Here is a 20,520-nt window from a genome sequence, read left to right on the forward strand (position 1 = left end):
CTACTCCTGACGCGTAAGGGCCTCGATACGGGCCTGATCTTCCGGCCCCAGCTCGGGGGCCGAGGGAGGCATGGGCGCGCGCGCGCGGCGGCGCATCACCGCGATGGCGACCCCACCGAAGGCTGCGGCCAAAGCGAACGGCCATATCCACAGAATGGCGCCGAGCGGATCAAAGGGAGGCTTCAGCAGGATGTAATCGCCATAGCGCTTCACGAAATAGGCGCGAATCTGGGCCGGCGTCTGCCCGGCGCGCAGCTTCTGGCGGATCAACTTGCGCATGTCGGCGGCGATGCCGGCCTGGGAGACCGCCAGTGACTCCGCCTGACAGACCGTGCATCGCAGCTTCTTCGCGATCGCGATCTCGCGGCGATGTATCACGCTCTCATGCACCACCGTCGCCGCCATGCTCGGCGCAAACCATGCCCACAAAAAGACCATCCACGCCAGGCGCTTCATGAGTGGCTGGCCACGGCTCCGGAGGTAACGGTGACCCGCTTGCGACGGCGGACGTAATCGCTCAGCGAAAACGCGAGGCCCGCGATCACGATCCCGCCACCCGTCCATATGAAGTTCACGAGCGGATTGACGAACAGATGAATCTCCCACTTGCCGTCATGCTCATCGCCGATGTCCACATAGACATCACGCAGCGGCGTCGAATTCACGCTCGGACGCTCCACCTGCATCGGGCTCCCGAAGAACACGCGCTGCTCGGGAAGGAGATGCGCACCGTTGTTCAGGATCGTAAGACGCCCTTGCACCGCCGTGTAGTCCGGACCACGCACATTACGCGTGCCATCGAAACGGACGCGCTCATGGGCGACCTGCAGCACATCGCCCGGGGCCATCATGACGAGCTTGCTCGCCGCGAAAAGCCCGGAGCCGGTGAGCCCGATCACGATCACCAGGATACCCATATGGACGACCATGCCGCCGTAGTGCCGGCGATTGCCGAGCACCGTCGCCACGAACGCCCGCCCGAGGCCCTCATGATGCTGCTTGCGACGCTGCGCCACGGCGCGGGCGACATTGGTGGCTATGGTGGTGGCCACGAACGCCACGAGGCCCACCGCCACGGGTGCGGTCCAATAGACAGGGGCCCACACGATCGCCACCAGCGCCGCGAACGCCACGCCCACGAGTACTGGCGCCACGAGCCGGCCGCGCAACTTCGCGACATTCGCCTTACGCCACGAAACGAGCGGTCCTATGGCCATGACGACCAGCATCACAAGGAAGATCGGCACCATGACGAGATCGAAATACGGAGGTCCGACACTGATGCGCGCCCCGGTCGCGGCCTGCAGGAACAAGGGGTACAGGGTGCCGAGCAGGACCGATGCGCACGCCACGGTGAAAATGACGTTGTTCCAGATGAACATCGACTCGCGCGAGAACGGCGAAATGAACGACTCCTCGGCCTGCTGGTAGCCGCCCTTGACGAGAAACAGGCCAAACGCCAGCGTCAGCACCACGACCATGAAGGTAAGGAGGTAGACCCCCTGCCCGGGCGCCGCCGAGAAGGCATGCACCGAGGCCAGAACCCCGGAGCGCACCAGGAAGGTGCCGAGCAGCGACAAGGCGAAGGTCGTGATGATCAGGAAGATATTCCAGGTGTGGAGCATGCGTCGCCGCTCCTGCACCGAGATCGAATGAATCAGCGCGGTGCCCATGAGCCAGGGCATGAACGAGGCATTCTCGACCGGATCCCAACCCCAATATCCGCCCCACCCCAGCACATAGTACGACCACCAGGCCCCGAATATGATGCCGGCGGTGAGAAAGCCCCAGGCAAACAGCGCCCAGCGGCGTGTGTGTCCTATCCAGAGCTCGCTCCTCCAATTGGTGAGCAGCGCCGCCACCGCAAACGAAAACGGTATGGAAAACCCGACATAGCCCATATAGAGCAATGGAGGATGGATGACCATGCCCGGATCCTGGAGCAGCGGGTTCATGTTCTGACCCTGCGGGGGGATCGGAAAGAGCCGCGTGAACGGGTCGGACAAGAACAGCACGAGACCGTAGAAGCCGGCGATGAGCGCGCCCTCGACGGCCATGATAATCGGTAGGCGATCGGGATAGCGCGAGCGCCCGTGGTAGGCGACGGCCGCCGTGTAACCGGTCATGATCCACACCCACAGATAGAGAGACCCACGGTGTCCGCCCCACAAGGCCGCGATCTTATAAAAGGTCGGCAGGTGCGTATTCGAATTACTTGCGACGTAGAGGACGGAAAAATTGTTGGTGAGAAGCGAGTAGAGGATGGTCAAGCCGCCGACCGTCGTCAAAAGGAACAACAGCGTCGCGCCATTGACAGACAGGGTGCGCAGGCCCGGGGCCTTGAACACGCGTGCGGCCACGGGCGCAAGGGCCTGGGTTATGGCGACGAAAAACGCGAGATACGCCGCGAAATGACCGAGCTCTATGAGATTTAGCGAAACACCTGATACCATACCTGCACCCCTATAGCGAAAAGACCGGAACGACCCGAGAACAGCGCCGCCAAGGCCACGAGCCGGTCGCAAGGGTATCGCAAACAAGACGCCTCGTACAGTATGAGGCCCCTAATAACCCACGGTAAAGATATCGACAAAAATGGTGCGTAACCCTGTGCATAAACCTGGTGTGGATCGGGCGGAGCGGCATGCCTCCTTCGCTTCTCTCGGATTGATTACCCTTTGAACACGGATGAGGCGGTCAGTTCCCCTCCGGGACGCACGAGCGCCCTGGCGCGACGCATGGGCGCGAATTCCTTCGACGCATTCCTGCTCTTTGCGCTGTGGGTGGCGGCGGCCGCGCCCATCGCCATCGTGTTCGCCATCGCCAATGAACTGCAAAGTTCGGCCCTCCAGATCGTGCTGCGCATCTATCTGCCGCTCGTGGGATTCGCCTATTTCGGGCGCGCATGGATGAGGTCGGGCCAGACCTTTGGAATGCGTGCCTGGCGTCTGCGTCTGCGCGCCGCGCACGGCCATTTGAGTGTCGCGCGCGCCGTGGTGCGTTACGTGCTGGCGCTTCTGTGGTGGGCCTCGCTGATCGAGGGTTTCGCACTCGCCTTCGAGGGGCATTATCACATGGCGGCCTTTGCGCTGGCGCTGTTTGGCGCCGCCTATTTCTGGATATTTTTCGATCCCGAGGCCCAGGCCCTGCACGATCGCCTGAGCGGGACACGGGTGCTGTTCATTCCGAAATCACCCGGCACGGGCGAGAAACCCCACGCAGACCAGGGTCAGTCCTAGCGTGGGCACCGCCGCCCCGAGCAGGGGCGGCCAATGATAGAGCAGCGTGAGGTCACCAAAGCCGCGGTTGACGACGTAAAAAATAAGCCCGAGCACGACCGCCAGAAACAGGCGGAACCCGAGCCCTCCATGGCGCCCGTGGCGAAAGACGAACGGCACCGCCAACAGCACCATGGCGGCGGTCGTAAGCGGCGCCAACACCTTGTACCAGAACACCAGTTGGTAATGAGTGGTGGCCTGTTGGTTGCGTTGAAGGTGGCGGATGTAGCGAAACAGATCGACCAGCGACAGGGCATGCGGATTGACCGCGAATACCGACAGAAGGCTCGGCGCAATCCCGTGCCAATAGCCTCGTCGGCTGGTCTTCACGATCAGCCGTTGCCGGCGAAACAGGGTCTCGGAAACCCCCCGCAATCGCCAGCGGCCATTGCGGTAACGGCCACTGGCCGCGAACAACTCGTGCGCGAGCCGCCCGTGATGAAAACGATAGATCGTAAGCCGCAGGATGCTGAGATCGGGCAGGACCTCGCCGATATCCACGAAACTGTGCCCTTCCTTCAACCATAGCCCTTGGGCATTCACAGCCGCCCCCAGTCCGGCGGCCTGGGCCTGCTCCCGGCGCGCGAGCGAGGCCGCCTTGGGCCCGAGAAAATCCCCGAGCAACGCCGCCACGAGACCGAGCGCGAGCGCCGCCCTCAGGGCCGCGTAGGCGATGCGCCCGACCGACACCCCGGCGGCGCGCATGGCGGTCAGTTCGCCATCTATGGCAAGCGATGACAGCCCGAGGGTAGCCCCGACCAGCGCCGACATCGGGAAGAGCATGGAGATCTTGGCCGGGACCCCTAGCAGAAGAATCATGAACAGCCGCGAAAACCCCCCGCGCTGGATATGGTCCAGGGTGGTCACGAGATCGAAGAACAGAAACAGGCCTACGAATACGCTCAACACAAGACCCGTGCTCAGGATCAGGCGCCGCGCGATGTAGGTATAGAGGATGCGCATCAGCGGAATAGACCCCACGGCAAAAGCCCCTTACCGGCGGCGCGCCGGGCGAAGAACGCCGCCGCAAGCGCCGCGAACACGGCATGGACCCACCACAACCCGAGCCATGCCGGCTCCTGTCCGCGTGCCAACAGGGCGTGGGCGATGCTCAGCAGGTTGGCATACGAGAAATAGGCAAGGACTGCGGCAAACAGCGGGGCAAAGGCCCCTTTGCGGGAGTCGGTGTAGGCAAAGACCAGCGCCAATGGCGCCAATATGAACAGCGACAGGGGCTGCGCCAGACGCCACTGCCATTCAGCGATCGCCCGCGGATTCGATGAGCGCAGCAGGCGCAGGGTCGGGACCTCATCGCGGGTGAGCCCGGTCATGACCGGCGTGAATGGTCGCCGCTTTATGCGCAACGCATAAGTGCGATAGCGCAGGATCCGATAATTGGCCTGGCCGGGAATTCCTTGGTAACGGCGACCGTTTAGCAGCACGAGAAAACGCGCGCCGGTGTGGCGGTTCTTGAACTCGTAACCGCGCTTGGCGATCAGCACCCCACCCTTGCCGAACTGCGTACGGCTCACGAAGATATCATGCAGGCGCCCACTCGACCCGACGCGCCCGACATAGAAGATGGCCCGCCCGTTTCTCGTATGATTGAAGCGCCCGGGAATGATGCCGGCCGTGTAAGCGGAGGTGTTTTCGAGCTTGATCTTGTGGAGCAGGAGCGCCGCCATGGGCGCCAGATAAAATGCGATGGCCGCCACCACGGTGGCCACGACACCGGTCCACACCATGGTCGGACGCAAGAGCCGCGTAAGCCCGATCCCGCAGGCCGCCAACACCGTCACCTCGCTATCCCGATACCAACGCGCCATGGTCAGCAAAAGTCCGATAAAGACCGTCAACGGCAGTATCATCGCGAGGTTTTTGAGGAGCTCCAGGGCCAGCAGCAGGAACACGATATGCGCGGGAAACTCGCCGCTCGCCGCCTGGCTCAAGAGCTTTACCAGACTGACCACAAGATAGAGGGTCAGGAACGTCAAGGTCACGAGCAACGTGGTTTGCGTCGCCTCGCGGTAAAAGGCTTTGTGGACTATCACGGCTTTTGCTGGCGCCGTAAGCGGTTTATCATGGAACCGCGCACGACGGCGCTCCCGTAACCAACACTTAACCCGAGATCCCCGAGCCCTATGGAATACGCCCTCACTCAAGAAACTCCTGATCAATTGGCCACGGAATGCCTGATCGTGGGTATCCACGAAAACCGTGGACTCTCGGAGGCCGCCGCGGCCATCGACCGCATCCTTGGCGGCGAGATCGCGGCCATTGTGCAACGGGGCGACATCGAAGGCAAACCCGGACAGACGCTGCCGCTATTGCGCGCGGCCGGCAAGGCCGAGCGCATCCTGCTCGTGGGCATGGGCGCGGCCGGCGAATGCAAACCGATGCAGTACAAGGAGGCCGTGGCACGCGCGGCGCTGTCGGCAGCCGACTTGCACGTCACGACCATCGCGAACTTCCTGCCGTCCGTCCCGGTCAAGGACCGTTCGCCGGTCTGGGCCCTTGAACAGGCCGTAGTGGCCACCGAAGATGCCCTCTACCGCTTCGACCGGCTCAAGACCCGGGCCCCGGCGCGCACGCAGCCGCAGTCCTGTGTCTTCAGTACGCCCGACGGGTCCGAGACGACCGCGCGCGACGCCCTGGCCGCCGGTGCCGCGATCGCGCACGCCATGTCGTTCGCCAAAGATCTCGCCAACCTCCCGGGCAATATGTGCACACCATCCTATCTCGCCGAGCAGGCCCAGACGCTCGCCGCGCGCCATGCCCTCAAGGTCAGCGTGCTCGAAAAGAGCGACATGGAAACCCTGGGGATGGGCGCGCTGCTGGCGGTAGCGCGCGGGACGCATGAGCCCGCCAAACTCATCGTCCTCGAGTACCATGGGAACGGCACCGGTGCCCCCATCGCGCTCGTCGGCAAGGGCGTGACCTTCGACTCCGGGGGTATCTCCCTGAAGCCGCCGGCCAACATGGATGAGATGAAATTCGACATGTGTGGGGCAGCGACGGTATTGGCCGTCATGCAGGCTGCCGCCGACATGAAACTGCCGATCAATCTCGTGGGCATCGTGCCGACGACCGAAAACCTCCCCGGGGGGAGCGCTATCAAGCCCGGCGATATCGTGACGAGCCTGTCCGGTCAGACGATCGAGATCCTGAATACCGACGCCGAAGGCCGGTTGATCCTGTGCGACGCGCTCACCTACGCCGAGCGATTCAAACCGGCCGCGGTCATCGACATCGCCACGCTGACCGGGGCCTGCGTCATCGCCCTCGGCGCCCAGGCCGGCGGCCTCATGGGCAACAACGAGGCCCTCGGACACGAACTGGAACAGGCCGGCCAGCAAGCGGCCGACCGCGTCTGGCCGCTGCCGCTATGGGACGAATACCAAAAGCAGCTCGACTCGAATTTCGCGGATATGGCCAATATCGGCGGTCGCGAGGCCGGGACCATCACCGCCGCCTGCTTCCTGTCGCGCTTCACCGAGGCCTATCCCTGGGCGCATCTCGATATCGCAGGCATCGCCTACAAGGGCGGCAAGGACAAGGGCGCCACCGGGCGGCCGATCCCGTTGCTCATGGAATTTCTGAGGCGCCGCGCGCAGCCGGCATGACGCGTGTCGATTTTTATCTCGGCGGTGACGGGCTGGCGCGCGATACGCTGGCGTGTCGGCTCGTGGAGACCGCCCACAGGCACGGCCACCACGTGTTCCTGTGGGTCCCGAAAGACGAGATCGACCTATGGGACGAGCGGCTGTGGACATTTTCCGATACGAGCTTCGTGCCGCACGCGCCGGTGGGTCGCGCAGACGAGCCAGTACTCATTGGTGCCGAGCTTCCGCATGCGGGGGACTGCCTGGTCCCGTTGACCGCCGACGCCCCGCCCTCGGTGACGGCCTTTGCGCGCGTGCTCGAGGCCGTGGGGGCCACTGACAGCGAGAAGGAGCGGTCGCGCACGCGGTTTCGTCACTACCGCCGCCAGGGTCTGGAACCGGTCGTCCATAACCTCCCATGACCCGCATCCGCCATGAACCGCTGCCGGACATCCTGGCAGGCCTGCGCGCACTGGCCGCCGACCTGCAAGACGATGCCACGATCGGTGACGACGGTATTCCGGTCCTGACGGCGGTGATTGCCAACCCGACCCGACCGGACATCCGGCCGCGCGCCGTGGGCGCCCCCATACCAACCCTGAGTGACGTGGTCGCGCGTCTGCCCGCCACGCCCGATCCCGGGGCCGCCGATCGCGAGACGCTTTCCGCCCACATACGCGCAGCGGCGATCACCCAGCGCGTCGAGGCCCTGTGGCGCGCCGATGGGAACGATCCGCTCGACCCTGCTATGATGGCGGCCCTCGAACGTGCACTGGCGCAAGCCCTTCAAGAGCCGACCTGATACGAGATGACAGAACCATTGCCACACACCCTCGCCAAGAGTTACGAGCCCGGCGAGATAGAAAAGGCCATCTACGCACAATGGGAGGCGAGCGGCGTGTTCGCGCCCTCCGGGCATGGGCCCGGGTACTGCATCGTCATCCCCCCGCCCAACGTGACCGGCAGCCTGCACATGGGCCACGCCTTTCAGGACACCATCATGGACGCGCTCACGCGCTACCACCGGATGCGTGGCGATGACACCCTCTGGCAGCCTGGTACCGACCATGCCGGTATCGCCACGCAGATGGTCGTCGAACGGCAGTTGGAGGCGGCCGGCGAAAGCCGCGTGGCGCTGGGTCGCAAGCGATTCCTCGAGGCGGTCTGGAACTGGAAGGCGCGCTCCGGCGGACGCATCAGCGAGCAGTTGCGGCGCATGGGGGCATCGGTCGACTGGTCACGCGAACGCTTCACGCTCGACGAAGGGCTGTCGCGCGCGGTGCGCGAGGTGTTCGTCCGCCTGTATGATGAGGGGCTCATCTATCGCGGGCAGCGACTCGTGAACTGGGACCCGCGACTCGAGACAGCGGTCTCCGATCTCGAGGTCACGGCCGAGGAGGAGGATGGCCATCTCTGGCACATCCGTTACCCGCTGCCCTCCGGAGGGCACCTAGTCGTCGCCACCACCCGCCCCGAGACCCTGCTCGGCGATGAGGCGGTGGCCGTGCATCCCGACGACCCGCCCGCCCCGAGACCCTGCTCGGCGATGAGGCGGTGGCCGTGCATCCCGACGACCCGCGTTACCGGCGGCTCGTCGGGCAGACCGTAAGTCTGCCGCTCTCCGCACGCGAAATCCCCATCATCGCCGATGACTATGTCGACCCGGCCTTCGGATCGGGCTGCGTGAAGATCACGCCGGCGCACGACTTCAATGACTACGAGGTCGGCCAACGTCATGGGCTGGCGCTCACCAACATCCTGGACAAGACCGCCCACATCCAGTTGCCGGGCTCACCCTATCACGGGCTCAGCCGCGAGGAGGCGCGGCAGCGGATCGTGGCCGACCTCAAGGCGGCGGGGCTCCTGGAACAGGTGCAGCCCCACAAGCTCAAGGTCCCGCGCGGCGAACGCAGCGGGGCTGTGATCGAGCCCTGGCTCACGGACCAATGGTACGTGCGCACCGCCGATCTCGCCCAGCCAGCGCTCGCGGCGGTCGAGGACGGCCGTATCCGCTTCGTGCCCGAGAACTGGGACAAGACCTATTACGAATGGATGCGCAACATCAAGGACTGGTGCATATCGCGCCAGATCTGGTGGGGGCACCGTATCCCCGCCTGGTATGACAATGCCGGACGGATATATGTCGCGCGCAGCGAAGACGAGGCGCGCGCGCGCCACGGGCTGGGCGCTGGCGTCGCGCTCACGCAGGATCCGGATGTCCTCGATACCTGGTTCTCCTCGGCCCTCTGGCCATTTTCGACGCTCGGCTGGCCGGACCGGACCGAGGCCCTGGCGCGCTTTTATCCCACCCGCGTGCTTGTGACCGGGTTCGATATCATCTTCTTTTGGGTGGCGCGCATGATCATGATGGGCCTCAAGTTCACGGGCGACGTCCCGTTTCGCGAGGTCTATGTCCACGGTCTGGTGCTGGATGCCAAGGGCCAGAAGATGTCGAAGTCGCGCGGCAACGTGATCGATCCGATCGACCTCATAGACGGCATAAGCCTCCCGGATCTCATCGCCAAACGCACGAGCGGTCTCATGCAGCCGGCCAGGGCCGAGGAGATCCGCCGGGCCACCGAACGCGAATATCCCGAGGGCATACCATCCTACGGCACCGATGCCCTGCGCATGACCTTTGCGAGCCTCGCCACCCAGGGCCGGAACATCAACTTCGACCGCGCGCGCATCGACGGCTACCGCAACTTCTGCAACAAGCTCTGGAACGCCGCGCGTTTCGTATTGCTGAATACCGAAAATGCGGACTGCGGCAATGAAGGGGATTATGTCCTCGACATCGGAGATCGCTGGATCATATCCCGCCTCCAAGAGACCGAGCGCGCGGTCGAGGAGGCGTTTGCCGCCTACCGTTTCGATCTCGCCACGCAGGCCCTCTACGGCTTCATATGGGATGAGTACTGCAGCTGGTATCTCGAGTGGTCGAAGACCGTCCTCGCTGATGCCGACGCGCCCGCGGCCCGCGGCACGCGCCGCACGCTGGTGCGCGTACTGGAGACCGCCCTGCGGCTTTTGCATCCGTTCATGCCCTTCATCACCGAGACCTTGTGGGGACGGGTGGCGCCACTATGCGGCCGCGGCGCAGCCACCATCATGCGCGCGCCCTATCCGCGCTGCGACCAAAGCCGCATCGATGCGCGCGCGACCGCCGACATGCAGGCGCTCATGGGCATCATCGGCACCGTGCGCACCATCCGTGGCGAAATGAACATCGCGCCCAGCGCCCGCATCCCTGTAATCCTGGATGGCGCCCAGCACCTGGCGGAACTCGTTCGCGCCCATGAGCGAACGATCATGACGCTGGCGCGGCTTTCGGAAATCACGCATCTGGCCGCCGATACGCTGACGCCGGAGTCGGCGGTCGGATTGGCCGGGTCGGTACGCGTGCTCGTCCCGCTTGCGGGACTGATCGACAAGGCCGCCGAGCTGCGCCGTCTTGCCAAGGAGATCGAGAAAATCGAACGCGAGATCGGGCGCGCACGCGCCAAGCTCGGGCGGACCGACTTTGTCGAACGCGCACCGGTGGCGGTGGTCGACGAGGAGCGCCGGCGGCTTGCGGACTTCGAGGAGCGCCTGCACAAGCTCTCCGAGCAGGAGACGCGCATGGCGCGGCTCTCCGGCTAACCTCACTTTTACCTATCAATGGAGACGGGGCACGACGCGCGGACACACGGGTATCGGCGGCGCATCCCCCGGACCCATGCTTGCGCCCGTTGCCTGCCGCCGGTAGACTGGCGGGCGTCTCGCGGGAGATGGCATGCCTCCCTATAACCGCCCTCGCGGCTGATGATGCCTACGATTTCCGGGTATCGGAAATGTGGGTGTGCTCATCCATTCGCCACCCCCGATTGATCCTGCGCCCCCATGGGCCCGACCAAACCCCGTGTCTCGGCCACCGAGGAGGACCGGTGACTTTTGTGTGGATCGCCTGCTTTGCCGTGCTTGGGGCATGGTTGCGCTATGGGCAGAACCTCGTGGTACAACGCCTCCTCGGGCGGGCCTTTCCGTGGGCCACGCTCTCGATCAATGTCATGGGCTCGTTTCTCATAGGCCTCCTCTCCTACATGCTCGTCCACGGGATACCGGTGAGCGCGGCACTGCGCACCGGGGTGATCATAGGCGGCATCGGCACTTATACGACCTTCTCCACCTTCTCGCTGGAGACCCTGCTGCTCGTGGAAGAGGGACAGGTGCTACGTGGTCTTGCGTATGTCGCGACGTCGCTCGCCCTCGGGCTTGGTGCCGCGCTTCTCGGGGCGCTTAGCGCGCCTCGTCTGTGAGAGGGAAAGAGCCGGATGAAGGGTATTGAAATCGCACGCATCTTTATTCGCGAGGGTAACCACGCCGGCGGCCTCGATGTCATGAAACGGATCTTCGCCCTGCTTCAGGATCAGCACAAGGTCCAGGGGGTGACGGTGTTCCGCGGCGTCGCCGGGCTCGGGGTCCATGGCGAGATCCACGCCGCCGACCTTTTGCACATGACCGCGCGCCTGCCGCTCGTCATTGAATTTTTCGACACCCCCGCGGCAGTCGCCGCGGCGCTCGTCGCGCTGCGGGGGCTCGTTCCCCCCGGGCACATCGTGAAGTGGCCCGCGCTATGCCTGTAGCGGACCTCCCGGCACCGCGCATCCACGCCCTGGCACCAAGGCGCCACGACATGCGCCCTGGGTGCTGCCCATGAAGACCCTGGCATTCATCGCGGTGTTTGCCATCTTCGGTGCCATCGCCCGCTATTTGCAGGCGCTGGTCGTGGCCCACGTCGTGGGTGGTCCCTTTCCGTGGAACATCCTGTCGATCAACCTACTGGGCTCGTTCGCGATGGGCTTCCTGTTCTTCGAGACCCTGGAGCGCATCAGCATGAGCCCGGAGCTGCGTACCGGCCTGCTCACGGGTTTCCTCGGGGCCTATACCACCTTCTCGACCTACACCTTCGGGGCGCTGGGGCTCATAGAGCATGGGGCCTGGGTCATGGGGATGAGCTACCTCCTGGGGTCGGTGGTGCTGGGTCTCGCGGCCACGACCTTTGGCGCCTGGCTATCACGCAGCATCTCGGGCGGATAGCGACATCACAGATCGCAGGCGAGCACCAGGGCGTCTTCCCGGCCGTGACGCGTCGGATAATAATTCTTGCGCAGACCGATCTCATTGAATCCGAGGCCGTAATAGAGCGCGTAGGCGGCCTTGTTGGAGCGCCGCACCTCGAGCAGGGCGACCTTGGCCTGCCCATGACGCGCGACATCCAGCAAATGATTCAGCATCCGCCGCCCGAGCCCGCGTCGTTGATAGCGCGGATGGACACAGATATTCAGCAGATGACATTCGCCGACGGCGACCGCCATGACCCCATGGCCCACGAGGCGCCCCCCATCCTCGAGCACCCGGCAGCAGTAACCGACCCGCAGGCAATCGCGGAATATCCCCTCGGTCCAGGGGAACTCATAGGCCTGCCGTTCGACCTGCATGACGAACGGCAGGTCCTCGCGGGCCATCGCCCGGAGTCGGATCTGCGACGGCGTATTGCGCGCGGATTGGGCCGGTAGCCGCCAGCTACTCATCGGCCACGACCCCCCGGGCGCGTTTCAGGTCGGCCCAGGCGGCGGCCTTGTCCGCCGGACGCCGTAAGAGGTAGGCCGGATGATACGTCACCACCACCGGGATGCCCTCGTAGTCATGCAGGGCTCCTCGAAGCCTGCCGAGCGGCTGGTCCGTGGCCAGCAGGCTCTGGGCGGCAAACCGTCCCAGGGCCACCACGACCCGAGGTCGGACGGCGGCAATCTGTGCGCGCAAATAGGGCAGGCATGCCGCCACTTCGGACGGCTGCGGGTCCCGATTCCCCGGCGGCCGGCACTTTAGGACGTTGGCGATAAAGACCTGCTCGCGATCCAGGGCCAGGGCCCGCAGCATAGCATCGAGCAGATGGCCCGCGCGCCCGACAAAGGGCTCGCCACGCCGGTCCTCCTCGGCCCCCGGCGCCTCGCCCACGAAACACCATGTGGCGGTGCGCAAACCCGTCCCGAATACCGTCTGCGTGCGCCCGGCATGCAGCCCGCAGCGCACGCACGAGCGGACCTCATCCTCCAGGCGCCCCCATTCACCCGCATCCGCGCAAGCCCCCGGGGCGTTCGCGGCCGCGATGGGCTCTCGGCGTTGCCAGACGGTGATCCCCATGGCCTTGAGCCACGGGCGTGTGCTACGACTGTCCATGCGGGAAGTATAACCGGCCGCACGCCGATGGGCGGAGATTTTACCGGTGGAGGCGCCGCCGGGACGATTGCGTACCCCGCCACATCCTCTAATGACCGGCCGCAGCCTCCCCAGAGCCCCTGGATGTAGCCGGCATCCCGGTGGGCGCGGTCAGATAGTCAGCGAGGCCCGCGACTTGGCGGCCGCTCAAGGGATTGGCATAGCCTACGGCACGCGTCCCCCGAACCCCGGCCAGGATCTCCACGATCAGATCCGCGGGCTTTTCCTGGTGCGCCAGCGTAAAGAGGTCGGGGACCGGGCTCCCGGGGCCCGCCGCCGCATGGCAGGTCGCGCACAGGTGCGTATAGAGAAATCGGCCCTCGCGCCAACGATGCCCCCGAGGACGCAGCGGCAGGATGCCGCGCAGATCAACCGGGAACCGCCGCCGTAGCGCGCGCATCTCCGACCATACCGCGGGCATCGCCTTGCGCCTCAGGGCCTTGCGGGCAACCCTGATACGGGCCTTGATCGGCCCTACGTCACATCCGGCCCGGGCACAATAGGATCGCGCCTCGAAGCCAAGCACCCCGAGATCGCTATGGATGCGCGCGAGGAGCCGCGCCGACACCGGGCCTCGGACCGCCTGGTGCGTCTCATGGGCCAACAGGGCCACCTCCACGCGCAAGCGCATGCCGCGATCGGCATGCGCCAGGATCGGTACGAGCACGGCGGCGAGCATGACCAGCCGGAGGCGCTGCACACGACCGGCGGACACAGCCCGGGGCGGAGGTCGATCCCCCATCTCACACGGTCACGACCACGTCGCCCGCCAGGATGGCATCGAGCACGGCATCCCACTCGTCCTCGCTGAGGGCCGGGCGCAGGTCATGACGGGACAGACGATGCCTCGTCGGCGCCCGTTCCAGAGACGCCAAGGCCTCGTCCATGGTGCGCCGGTCCGAAAAAAGATCCGTCTCGAGGACCACGATACGCATGACACTTTCCTCCGGATGCTTCATAGCGAAATGACGGCCTCGGCGGTGGCAAGCGCGGCGGCAAGCGCGGCGGTGTCAAGGTAGGGCAAGCCCTGATCGGGGACCGTGGTCTCCGGCTCTACATCGGCGAGCTCGAGACTTTCGGCCTGTACGGCGTTTTCCGGCGTATCGGCGACCGGCCCCCCCATAAGGATCAGGCGCACCGCATGACCGAATATCGTAAGTCCCGCGGCCACGCGCATCGCCTCTGTGTGATCGTGACGACCAAGGACCACCAATGTCTTTGCCGTGCCCATGACCTAGAGGCTCACGATGCGCCGCGCGGCGGCGGTCATGGCGCTGTTGTCGGTCTGGCTCCCGAGCGGGATGGGGCATTGTCCCCGCCCGAAGCGCTCCCAGGAATATTCACAGACCGCCGAACCCGGACCGGCATGCAGGCAGGCTATGATCTCCGGATCGGAAGCGAGCTGCGCGGCGGGGCCGGTAAAGAAACAGCCGCATTCAATCTGGCGGCGCTCGCAAGCGCGCAGGAAACCGCGCAGCAGGGGCGCCGATTCGGTCCGCGACACCAGAAACAGGATATCCATTAGCGCCTCCTTGTCATGCGCCATACCAGAACCATAATAGCGGCAATAGCGGCACCCACCGACGCCACCGCCAAGGACTTATCCGGGGCTGGCAACCCCGGAGTTCGGCCAGGACGGGCGCGCACGCCCCGCCCGCGCGTCCAGTCCCGCCAGCCGCCGGCAAACACACGCGCGCGCACCGCGAGCATCCGGAGTCGCGCAAAGTAGGCCATCGATCCATAGGGCCCGGCGCCGTACGCGACCACCGGACGCCGGGCAAAGATCAGGCTGCGCATGGCCGTCCGATCGCGCCCTACATCGGCCATCGGCAGGGATCGTGCCCCAGGAATGTGGCCAAGCCGGTAGCGCCCGCGAGCCCGCCCATCGACCGGAAGGTATCCCTCCCCACCCGTTGGCGGGCGCGCCGCCAATTCCTGGCGCAACACCACAAGCCGCGTACGTGGCCAGGCGGTGTAAATAGCCTCACGGAATACACCGCGGGTCGTTCCGGCGCCGAGCGCCCCGGGATGGCGCGCAAGCCACGCCGTCACCGGATCCGCCACCACCTCCACCCGCCTTTGGCCGGCGACATACAACATGCCGGCCACGAAATCCTCACGCCTTGCCCGGTCGCCGACCACGATCGCCGTCTCGGCCCCGGTCAGCCTCAGTGCCCCGAGGAGCCAGCGGACGTTGCGCCAACTCGCCAGTCGGCCGCGCGAAGTGAGAAGCATGCGCGGATTCAGGCAGAGGCCGCCCGCCACCGACCGACGCACGCACACGGCACGGCGACGTGTATCCACGACCACGCTACGCGCCGGCAAGGGCCAAGGCAGGTGCGAGCGCGCCACGAGCGCCCCGGGCGCGACCCCATGGCTCATGGCGAACGCCGGAAGCGATGCGGCATGCACCGTCAGCAGCCCCCGATCTTCGGCAGGCGCGGCACGAACGCCCCGCCCTGCGCCGGCGGCGGGTTCTGAAGGTAGTAATTCACGAGTTCACGGACCGTTACGGTGCCACGGCATGCACCGTCAGCAGCCCCCGATCTTCGGCAGGCGCGGCACGAACGCCCCGCCCTGCGCCGGCGGCGGGTTCTGAAGGTAGTAATTCACGAGTTCACGGACCGTTACGGTGCCATACAGGCCGCCCATCGGAATGGGCGCGAACCGGCCCACGGTCTGCGGGGTCTCCGAGCGCTTTATCGTCTCCGGCGACACTGAGGCCGCGCGCATCAGAAACGACATGCCGATCACCACCAGGGCGATGCACGAACCGCAATAGAGAAGGATCTGGCCGGGCGTCATCTCCCCGCCACCCGTAGCCGCCCGCGCCTGCTGCACAGGCGGCGCGCAGCCGGCGTCTGGCAGGCTCACCCAGGGCGATGCACGAACCGCAATAGAGAAGGATCTGGCCGGGCGTCATCTCCCCGCCACCCGTAGCCGCCCGCGCCTGCTGCACAGGCGGCGCGCAGCCGGCGTCTGGCAGGCTCACCCCATGAAGCACATCTTTCACTGTCATAAGACCTCCCTACCCCTAGAATACGTCGGTCGTCAGGGCCACATAGAGCACATACATCATGACGACGAACATGGCGATTTGCGCAATCGTTGGCACGTTCAGGTCCATAAGTCCTCCTAGTGTCCGGCGGTCTTCGCGATCGCGGACTTTTCCACGGCGTAGACGCCGGCGGCGACATTGCCCTTATAGTACTGGGCGAGCCGATCCACGTTCAGCGGCTTGCCATTGACGGGGTTTATGACAGGCGGCGTGAAATACGCGACCCCATCGCGCGTACGGTGCAGATAGGCCGGAGGCATGGCCAGGATGTACACAAAGGTGCCGATGGTCATGACACCAGCCAGCAACGCCAGCGTCAGCATCTGCCTTTGACCGACAGGAAGCATGGCATATCCTCCCTAGTTCTTGCGCACGAAGACGCGCCAATAACGATCGGCCTTGAGGGTCGCGAGATGCGTGCCGTTGACCGCCGCCATCACCGTCGGCAAGGCCTCCATGGACGTCGGATTATCCACCTTGACCTCTATCACCGCCCCCGATGCGGCCTCGTTCAAGGCCTTTTTGGTCATGAGCTGCGGACGCGGACAGGAATCCCCCAGGACATCAACCACGCGGCTTATCGTGTAGGTGTTCCCATCCTCCAAGGTTACCTGCGCGGCAGGCGCCGTCGAAACGGCTGCGGTTGGAGCGGCTTTACGGTTGAATAGACCCATGACATCAATCTCCTAAGGTAGGTAGGGCGGCCGTTGTGTCGCCGGCGTCGTCGGCGGTCTTGGCGAGTGTCGGTGATGCCGCCCCCACGGGCGCGGCCACCCTCGGCTCGGCTTTACCCTCCGCAACGAGGGTCGCGCGCTCGCGCTTCAGGATGCGTCGATACAGGGCATAGAGCGCGGCGGTCTGAATAAGACCGAAAAAGATCGCCGGAATCCCGGTATCGCGCTGCAAGGTCAGGGCATCTGCCCAGCCGAATTGCAGGCCGGCGGCGTTCGCGTGTCCGGTCATCGTCTGTCCGGCGAGCGGCCAGTAGGAGAACGACCACATGAGCGAGGACAGAAACAGGCCGACGATAAGAAACAGCAGGGCCCACAAGGCGCCGATATTGCCCTCGCCGGTCTTCACCCACGATGACACCGTGCAGGCACCGGCGAAGACCATACCGATGCCAAACAGAAACAGTCCGACGAACTGGTTGATCCCGACATCGAAGCGCATGGGATTGCCATTGCCGAAACTGATCATGGCCGTAAAGCCCACGGTGAGGATCATCATCGCCACCAGCAAGGCCTTGGTGTTGCGGTAGCTCTTGAAGAGCATGGCGTCGCGCAAAGCCGCGGTATTGCACCAGCGCGACCTTTGCACGAGCACCCCGACGGTGGTTCCAAAAACGAACGCCGCCAGGCATTGACCGTCTACGGTAATCATTGGTCAGGCCTCCAGAATCTTCTTGTACACCCAGGTCCCGACCCACGCGCCGATCACAAGGCCGCTCACCGCCAAGTAACCGCCAAGATTCATCTCCGGCGTGAGACCTAGAAAGGTGCTGACGTTACAGACAAAGGACAGGCGAATACCGATACCCATGAGCAGACCACCGATGGTGATCATCACCCACTCCGACAAGTGCTTCGGGACCCGCCAATAGAACTCCTTGCTCAGGATCGCGCTCACGAGCGCCCCGAACCCCATGCCGAGACTGATGTAGATCTTCCAATAGGCCCACGTCGGCTTGAATACCATGCGCCAGAACGGGATGCGGTTCATCTCCTTGGCGCCGACCAGGGCCTTCACGAACAAGCCGGCGATCATGGTCTCGCCGCCGCCCACAGTCCACGCGCCGACGATTTGAAACAGAAAGATATCGAATACCGCAATGATCGCCAGCGCGACTATGGGATCCAGAGATTTCTTGAAAAACTCCACGGCATCACCCCCGTTTGTGCGTGTGACCCTGCAATGGCACACCGGCCGCCATGCGGTCGGGAACCAGGGCATCCCATACCCACTCCGACCGCCGTCCATCGGGATACCGGCAACCCTCGTGATCCGGTCACCGCGGCTCCCGACCATCCCATCAGCAAAACCCGCGCCAGCAGTGAAACCGGGGGATTTCCTGGGTATTCCGGGTCATGCCGGATCACGGTGTCACCATCTTGGGAGAGTGTGTCACCAGGATGGTGACGTCCCGCCTCGCGGGCCCGGGCCTGGCGTATGACCGCACCCATCATCGATGGGCCGGCGCCGCGGCCTTGCAAGATCATAGGTGTGTCCGGCGCGGCCATGCGCAATCGTAGGCAGGATACGGCCCGCTCCGCCGGGGCCACGGCGATGACCGACCTCGACCGCGACGGGCTCGAAACGGTCACGATGGGAAACCGCGGATTCCCGGAGATCGGCAGGACCGTACACCTCCCGGGTTGCGGGCGGCCGACCGGGTCCCTGGTGGAGGCCGATCCTCCTTAGCCGGTGCTCCAGCCGCGCGGCCGGCGCATGCCGGCGACCTTGCAGGCCTGTTTCACGTAGCCGTAAGGGAACAACTCGAAGAGGCGCGCGCGGGCCTTGGCGCCCATGCCGTGATCGGCCAGATGACGGATCGCGAAACGGGCATCCGGGGTCACCTGGTGCTCATCGAAGAACGCCCGCACGAAACGGATCACCTCCCAATGGTCGCCGTTCAGGGCCAGGCCCTCGGAGCGCGCCAGGACCTCGGCCACGGACTCGCTCCAATCCCCAGGGTCGATGAGGTAACCCTCATCGTCGGTAACGACACGCGCATCTCCCACCATGAGCTCCATATATCCCCCGGAATCGGTCTTCATTACACCTAAAGGCCCTCTCGCAGGCGCGATGTTCGTATCGGCGCATCTGAAGGTCTCTTTTACGCGGCACTTTTTCAGATCGGGCCGCCGACATGCCTTGATGCAGGTCAAGAGACCCGCTGCCTTGCCACCCGCCCTCTTCTGGCGCAAGATTCGGGCGTGCGCGCCCCCGCCTCGGCGCATGACTCATCGAGACCGTCGCATGTCATCGCCCTGGTTCGTCTACATCCTGGAATGCGCCAACGACCGCCTCTACACCGGGATCACCACGGATATCGCCCGCCGGTTCCGTGAACATGTCGCCGGCCGCGGCGCGGCCTTTACACGCATGAATAAACCGCGCCGCATGCTGGCCTTCACGACCTGCCCGGACCGCTCGCAGGCAAGTCGCCTCGAGGCGCACATAAAGCGGTTGCCGGCCGCGGATAAAAGACGCCTCTGCCGCCTTTGGGTTCTTGCAAAGGAATCGCACGTTCCGTAAGGCGGAAACGCCCCCGGTAAGAGCCGCGGGAGCGGCATGACGTACCACGCTATTATACCGGTGTTTCGGATAGTCCCATTGTCCCGCCTGACTATTGTTGCAGGTTGACTCCCCATTTCCTGCCCACGATAGTAGGCGCGCGGCCTTAGGGCCTGTCCCATGAAGGGGCATAGGAAGACATGCGGTACCGACACCATGATGGTGCGGCTCCTCCCGTGCCCGGATATCGTCATGCTCGCGCAATCGGGGGAGAATATGTGGAATACCATCCAATACATGCAGGCTGCGGACGCCTCGGATATCGTACCGCAAAACGTGCTGGCCGCCTCCTATGAGCGATGCCGTATGTTTGACGTTTGTGAGAGCAAACGGCGCATAGACGACACCTTTGGGGAGGGAGAAACCCGGAATTTTCTCCAGCAGAATGGCAAACTTGTCACCTATGGGCATCTGGTCGTCATGGAATACATGGGTGACATCAAGGAGGCCAGCGATCTTTTTATCTTCACCAACGGTCAAGGCCGCATATTGGGATTATGGTCACGCCCGGAGATCGTGTCCGCCGCCGCCACTATAGGCCTCCGGGCAGGGGCGTCACTGGCCGAAGATAGCGCCGGGACCAATGCCGTGGCGCTCGCTCTGGCGGCGCAAGGTCCGGTCATCTTGAAGGGAGAGGAGCACCTCTGTCGCATATTCCATGACTGGACGTGCGTGGCGGCCCCGGTCATAAGCGCCGATGGGGCACTCATCGGATGCCTCGACATCTCGGCGCCCGAAGGCCCTGTCTATGAAAAGCTGGCCTTGGCGCGATCGATTGCGCGGGAGATCGGGCGGCTTGTGGGCAACAAGATATCGTTTGGCGGGATTACGATCCGCCAACGCGAGGTGCTTGCGCTGTTTGCCCATGGGGTGAGTTATAAAGGGATCGGCAGCATACTCGGAATATCGATCAAAACCGTGGAGGAGCATCTCGATGCGGTGCGCATCAAGATGGGCATGAAGAACCGGCGGGCCTGCATCAAAAAGGCGATAGAGATGGGAATCTTGTAAGGACGGAAAGGAA

27 protein-coding genes, 1 pseudogene and 1 riboswitch are annotated in these 20,520 nt (G+C 64.5%); of the genes and pseudogenes, 11 read left to right on the forward strand and 17 right to left on the reverse strand.

Annotated elements, in window-relative coordinates:
• Both C4901_RS12570 and C4901_RS12575 read right to left on the reverse strand, forming a co-directional pair.
• Entirely contained in the window at nt 1-456 is a 456-nt protein-coding gene (locus tag C4901_RS12570; RefSeq protein ID WP_168185720.1) for a cytochrome c-type biogenesis protein, read from the reverse strand.
• Nucleotides 453-2,453: a heme lyase CcmF/NrfE family subunit gene (locus C4901_RS12575; RefSeq protein WP_110137627.1), complete on the reverse strand. Its 2,001-nt coding sequence runs from the start codon at nt 2,451-2,453 to the stop codon at nt 453-455. The genes C4901_RS12570 and C4901_RS12575 overlap by 4 nt, the downstream gene beginning before the upstream one ends.
• Nucleotides 2,454-2,678: 225 nt before the next feature.
• Here C4901_RS12575 and C4901_RS12580 point away from each other — a divergent pair, with 225 nt between their 5' ends.
• Nucleotides 2,679-3,239, forward strand: a complete 561-nt coding sequence (locus tag C4901_RS12580; protein WP_145960718.1) for an RDD family protein — start codon at nt 2,679-2,681, stop codon at nt 3,237-3,239.
• Here the strand turns inward: C4901_RS12580 and lptG are convergent.
• Nucleotides 3,192-4,259, reverse strand: coding sequence for an LPS export ABC transporter permease LptG (lptG, locus tag C4901_RS12585; protein ID WP_145960719.1), 1,068 nt, complete (start codon nt 4,257-4,259; stop codon nt 3,192-3,194). The genes C4901_RS12580 and lptG overlap by 48 nt on opposite strands.
• Nucleotides 4,241-5,329, reverse strand: coding sequence for an LPS export ABC transporter permease LptF (gene lptF, locus C4901_RS12590; protein WP_065968718.1), 1,089 nt, complete (start codon nt 5,327-5,329; stop codon nt 4,241-4,243). Before lptF ends, lptG begins: the two co-directional genes overlap by 19 nt.
• A 126-nt stretch (nt 5,330-5,455) precedes the next feature.
• On the opposite strand from lptF, the gene C4901_RS12595 reads away from it, so the two are divergent.
• The 7 genes and pseudogenes from C4901_RS12595 to C4901_RS12625 all read left to right on the forward strand — a co-directional run bounded on the left by C4901_RS12595 (nt 5,456) and on the right by C4901_RS12625 (nt 11,959).
• The gene (locus C4901_RS12595; protein ID WP_205735992.1) at nt 5,456-6,901 is read left to right on the forward strand and encodes a leucyl aminopeptidase; all 1,446 of its coding nucleotides are present in this window, start codon (nt 5,456-5,458) and stop codon (nt 6,899-6,901) included.
• Nucleotides 6,898-7,302: a DNA polymerase III subunit chi gene (locus C4901_RS12600; protein ID WP_110137631.1), complete on the forward strand. Its 405-nt coding sequence runs from the start codon at nt 6,898-6,900 to the stop codon at nt 7,300-7,302. The genes C4901_RS12595 and C4901_RS12600 overlap by 4 nt, the downstream gene beginning before the upstream one ends.
• Nucleotides 7,299-7,682 carry a hypothetical protein gene (locus C4901_RS12605; protein WP_110137632.1) on the forward strand — a complete coding sequence of 128 codons (384 nt, stop codon included), beginning with the start codon at nt 7,299-7,301 and terminating at the stop codon, nt 7,680-7,682. The genes C4901_RS12600 and C4901_RS12605 overlap by 4 nt, the downstream gene beginning before the upstream one ends.
• A gap of 6 nt (nt 7,683-7,688) precedes the next feature.
• A pseudogene (locus tag C4901_RS12610) lies at nt 7,689-10,522 on the forward strand (valine--tRNA ligase).
• Nucleotides 10,523-10,637: 115 nt separating this feature from the next.
• Nucleotides 10,638-10,701: riboswitch (Fluoride riboswitch) on the forward strand.
• Nucleotides 10,702-10,806: 105 nt separating this feature from the next.
• The gene (locus tag C4901_RS12615; RefSeq protein WP_205735995.1) at nt 10,807-11,178 is read left to right on the forward strand and encodes a CrcB family protein; all 372 of its coding nucleotides are present in this window, start codon (nt 10,807-10,809) and stop codon (nt 11,176-11,178) included.
• A gap of 15 nt (nt 11,179-11,193) precedes the next feature.
• Nucleotides 11,194-11,505 carry a DUF190 domain-containing protein gene (locus tag C4901_RS12620; RefSeq protein ID WP_110137634.1) on the forward strand — a complete coding sequence of 104 codons (312 nt, stop codon included), beginning with the start codon at nt 11,194-11,196 and terminating at the stop codon, nt 11,503-11,505.
• Between the two features lie 70 nt (nt 11,506-11,575).
• On the forward strand, nt 11,576-11,959 hold the full coding sequence (locus C4901_RS12625) for a CrcB family protein (RefSeq protein WP_110137635.1): 384 nt from the start codon (nt 11,576-11,578) through the stop codon (nt 11,957-11,959).
• A gap of 5 nt (nt 11,960-11,964) precedes the next feature.
• Here the strand turns inward: C4901_RS12625 and rimI are convergent, their stop codons facing one another.
• From rimI to C4901_RS12685, 12 genes are all read right to left on the reverse strand, one after another.
• Nucleotides 11,965-12,453 (reverse strand): ribosomal protein S18-alanine N-acetyltransferase, encoded by a 489-nt coding sequence (rimI, locus tag C4901_RS12630; protein WP_240611769.1) that lies wholly within the window; start codon nt 12,451-12,453, stop codon nt 11,965-11,967.
• Entirely contained in the window at nt 12,446-13,066 is a 621-nt protein-coding gene (locus C4901_RS12635) for a uracil-DNA glycosylase (protein ID WP_370445985.1), read from the reverse strand. The genes rimI and C4901_RS12635 overlap by 8 nt, the downstream gene beginning before the upstream one ends.
• A gap of 124 nt (nt 13,067-13,190) precedes the next feature.
• Nucleotides 13,191-13,841, reverse strand: a complete 651-nt coding sequence (locus C4901_RS12640) for a cytochrome c (RefSeq protein ID WP_145960720.1) — start codon at nt 13,839-13,841, stop codon at nt 13,191-13,193.
• Between the two features lie 43 nt (nt 13,842-13,884).
• Nucleotides 13,885-14,076 carry a hypothetical protein gene (locus C4901_RS12645; protein ID WP_145960721.1) on the reverse strand — a complete coding sequence of 64 codons (192 nt, stop codon included), beginning with the start codon at nt 14,074-14,076 and terminating at the stop codon, nt 13,885-13,887.
• A gap of 20 nt (nt 14,077-14,096) precedes the next feature.
• Nucleotides 14,097-14,372: a hypothetical protein gene (locus tag C4901_RS12650; RefSeq protein ID WP_110137639.1), complete on the reverse strand. Its 276-nt coding sequence runs from the start codon at nt 14,370-14,372 to the stop codon at nt 14,097-14,099.
• Nucleotides 14,373-14,375: 3 nt separating this feature from the next.
• A complete protein-coding gene (locus C4901_RS12655) occupies nt 14,376-14,663 on the reverse strand; it encodes a hypothetical protein (protein ID WP_110137640.1) in 288 nt (95 codons plus the stop codon).
• Nucleotides 14,663-15,523, reverse strand: a complete 861-nt coding sequence (locus C4901_RS12660; RefSeq protein WP_145960722.1) for a rhodanese-like domain-containing protein — start codon at nt 15,521-15,523, stop codon at nt 14,663-14,665. Before C4901_RS12660 ends, C4901_RS12655 begins: the two co-directional genes overlap by 1 nt.
• Nucleotides 15,524-15,673: 150 nt before the next feature.
• Nucleotides 15,674-16,015 carry a hypothetical protein gene (locus tag C4901_RS12665; protein WP_145960723.1) on the reverse strand — a complete coding sequence of 114 codons (342 nt, stop codon included), beginning with the start codon at nt 16,013-16,015 and terminating at the stop codon, nt 15,674-15,676.
• 261 nt (nt 16,016-16,276) lie between these two features.
• Nucleotides 16,277-16,546, reverse strand: a complete 270-nt coding sequence (locus tag C4901_RS12670; RefSeq protein WP_110137643.1) for a hypothetical protein — start codon at nt 16,544-16,546, stop codon at nt 16,277-16,279.
• A gap of 12 nt (nt 16,547-16,558) precedes the next feature.
• Entirely contained in the window at nt 16,559-16,771 is a 213-nt protein-coding gene (locus C4901_RS12675; protein ID WP_168185721.1) for a sulfurtransferase TusA family protein, read from the reverse strand.
• 106 nt (nt 16,772-16,877) lie between these two features.
• Nucleotides 16,878-17,582 carry a YeeE/YedE thiosulfate transporter family protein gene (locus tag C4901_RS12680; RefSeq protein ID WP_110137645.1) on the reverse strand — a complete coding sequence of 235 codons (705 nt, stop codon included), beginning with the start codon at nt 17,580-17,582 and terminating at the stop codon, nt 16,878-16,880.
• 3 nt (nt 17,583-17,585) lie between these two features.
• The gene (locus tag C4901_RS12685; RefSeq protein WP_168185722.1) at nt 17,586-18,080 is read right to left on the reverse strand and encodes a YeeE/YedE thiosulfate transporter family protein; all 495 of its coding nucleotides are present in this window, start codon (nt 18,078-18,080) and stop codon (nt 17,586-17,588) included.
• Nucleotides 18,081-18,368: 288 nt separating this feature from the next.
• On the opposite strand from C4901_RS12685, the gene C4901_RS12690 reads away from it, so the two are divergent.
• Nucleotides 18,369-18,620 (forward strand): hypothetical protein, encoded by a 252-nt coding sequence (locus C4901_RS12690; RefSeq protein WP_110137647.1) that lies wholly within the window; start codon nt 18,369-18,371, stop codon nt 18,618-18,620.
• Here C4901_RS12690 and C4901_RS12695 read toward each other — a convergent pair.
• The gene (locus C4901_RS12695; protein ID WP_205735996.1) at nt 18,617-18,976 is read right to left on the reverse strand and encodes a TusE/DsrC/DsvC family sulfur relay protein; all 360 of its coding nucleotides are present in this window, start codon (nt 18,974-18,976) and stop codon (nt 18,617-18,619) included. The genes C4901_RS12690 and C4901_RS12695 overlap by 4 nt on opposite strands.
• 202 nt (nt 18,977-19,178) lie before the next feature.
• Between C4901_RS12695 and C4901_RS12700 the strand changes: the two genes are divergently transcribed.
• Both C4901_RS12700 and C4901_RS12705 read left to right on the forward strand, forming a co-directional pair.
• Nucleotides 19,179-19,457 (forward strand): GIY-YIG nuclease family protein, encoded by a 279-nt coding sequence (locus C4901_RS12700; RefSeq protein ID WP_110138648.1) that lies wholly within the window; start codon nt 19,179-19,181, stop codon nt 19,455-19,457.
• Between the two features lie 159 nt (nt 19,458-19,616).
• Nucleotides 19,617-20,507, forward strand: coding sequence for a LuxR family transcriptional regulator (locus C4901_RS12705; RefSeq protein ID WP_110137649.1), 891 nt, complete (start codon nt 19,617-19,619; stop codon nt 20,505-20,507).
• The last annotated feature ends 13 nt before the right edge of the window (nt 20,508-20,520 follow it).

The sequence above is a fragment of the Acidiferrobacter sp. SPIII_3 genome, from assembly GCF_003184265.1.
In the GTDB taxonomy this organism is placed as follows: Bacteria; Pseudomonadota; Gammaproteobacteria; order Acidiferrobacterales; family Acidiferrobacteraceae; genus Acidiferrobacter.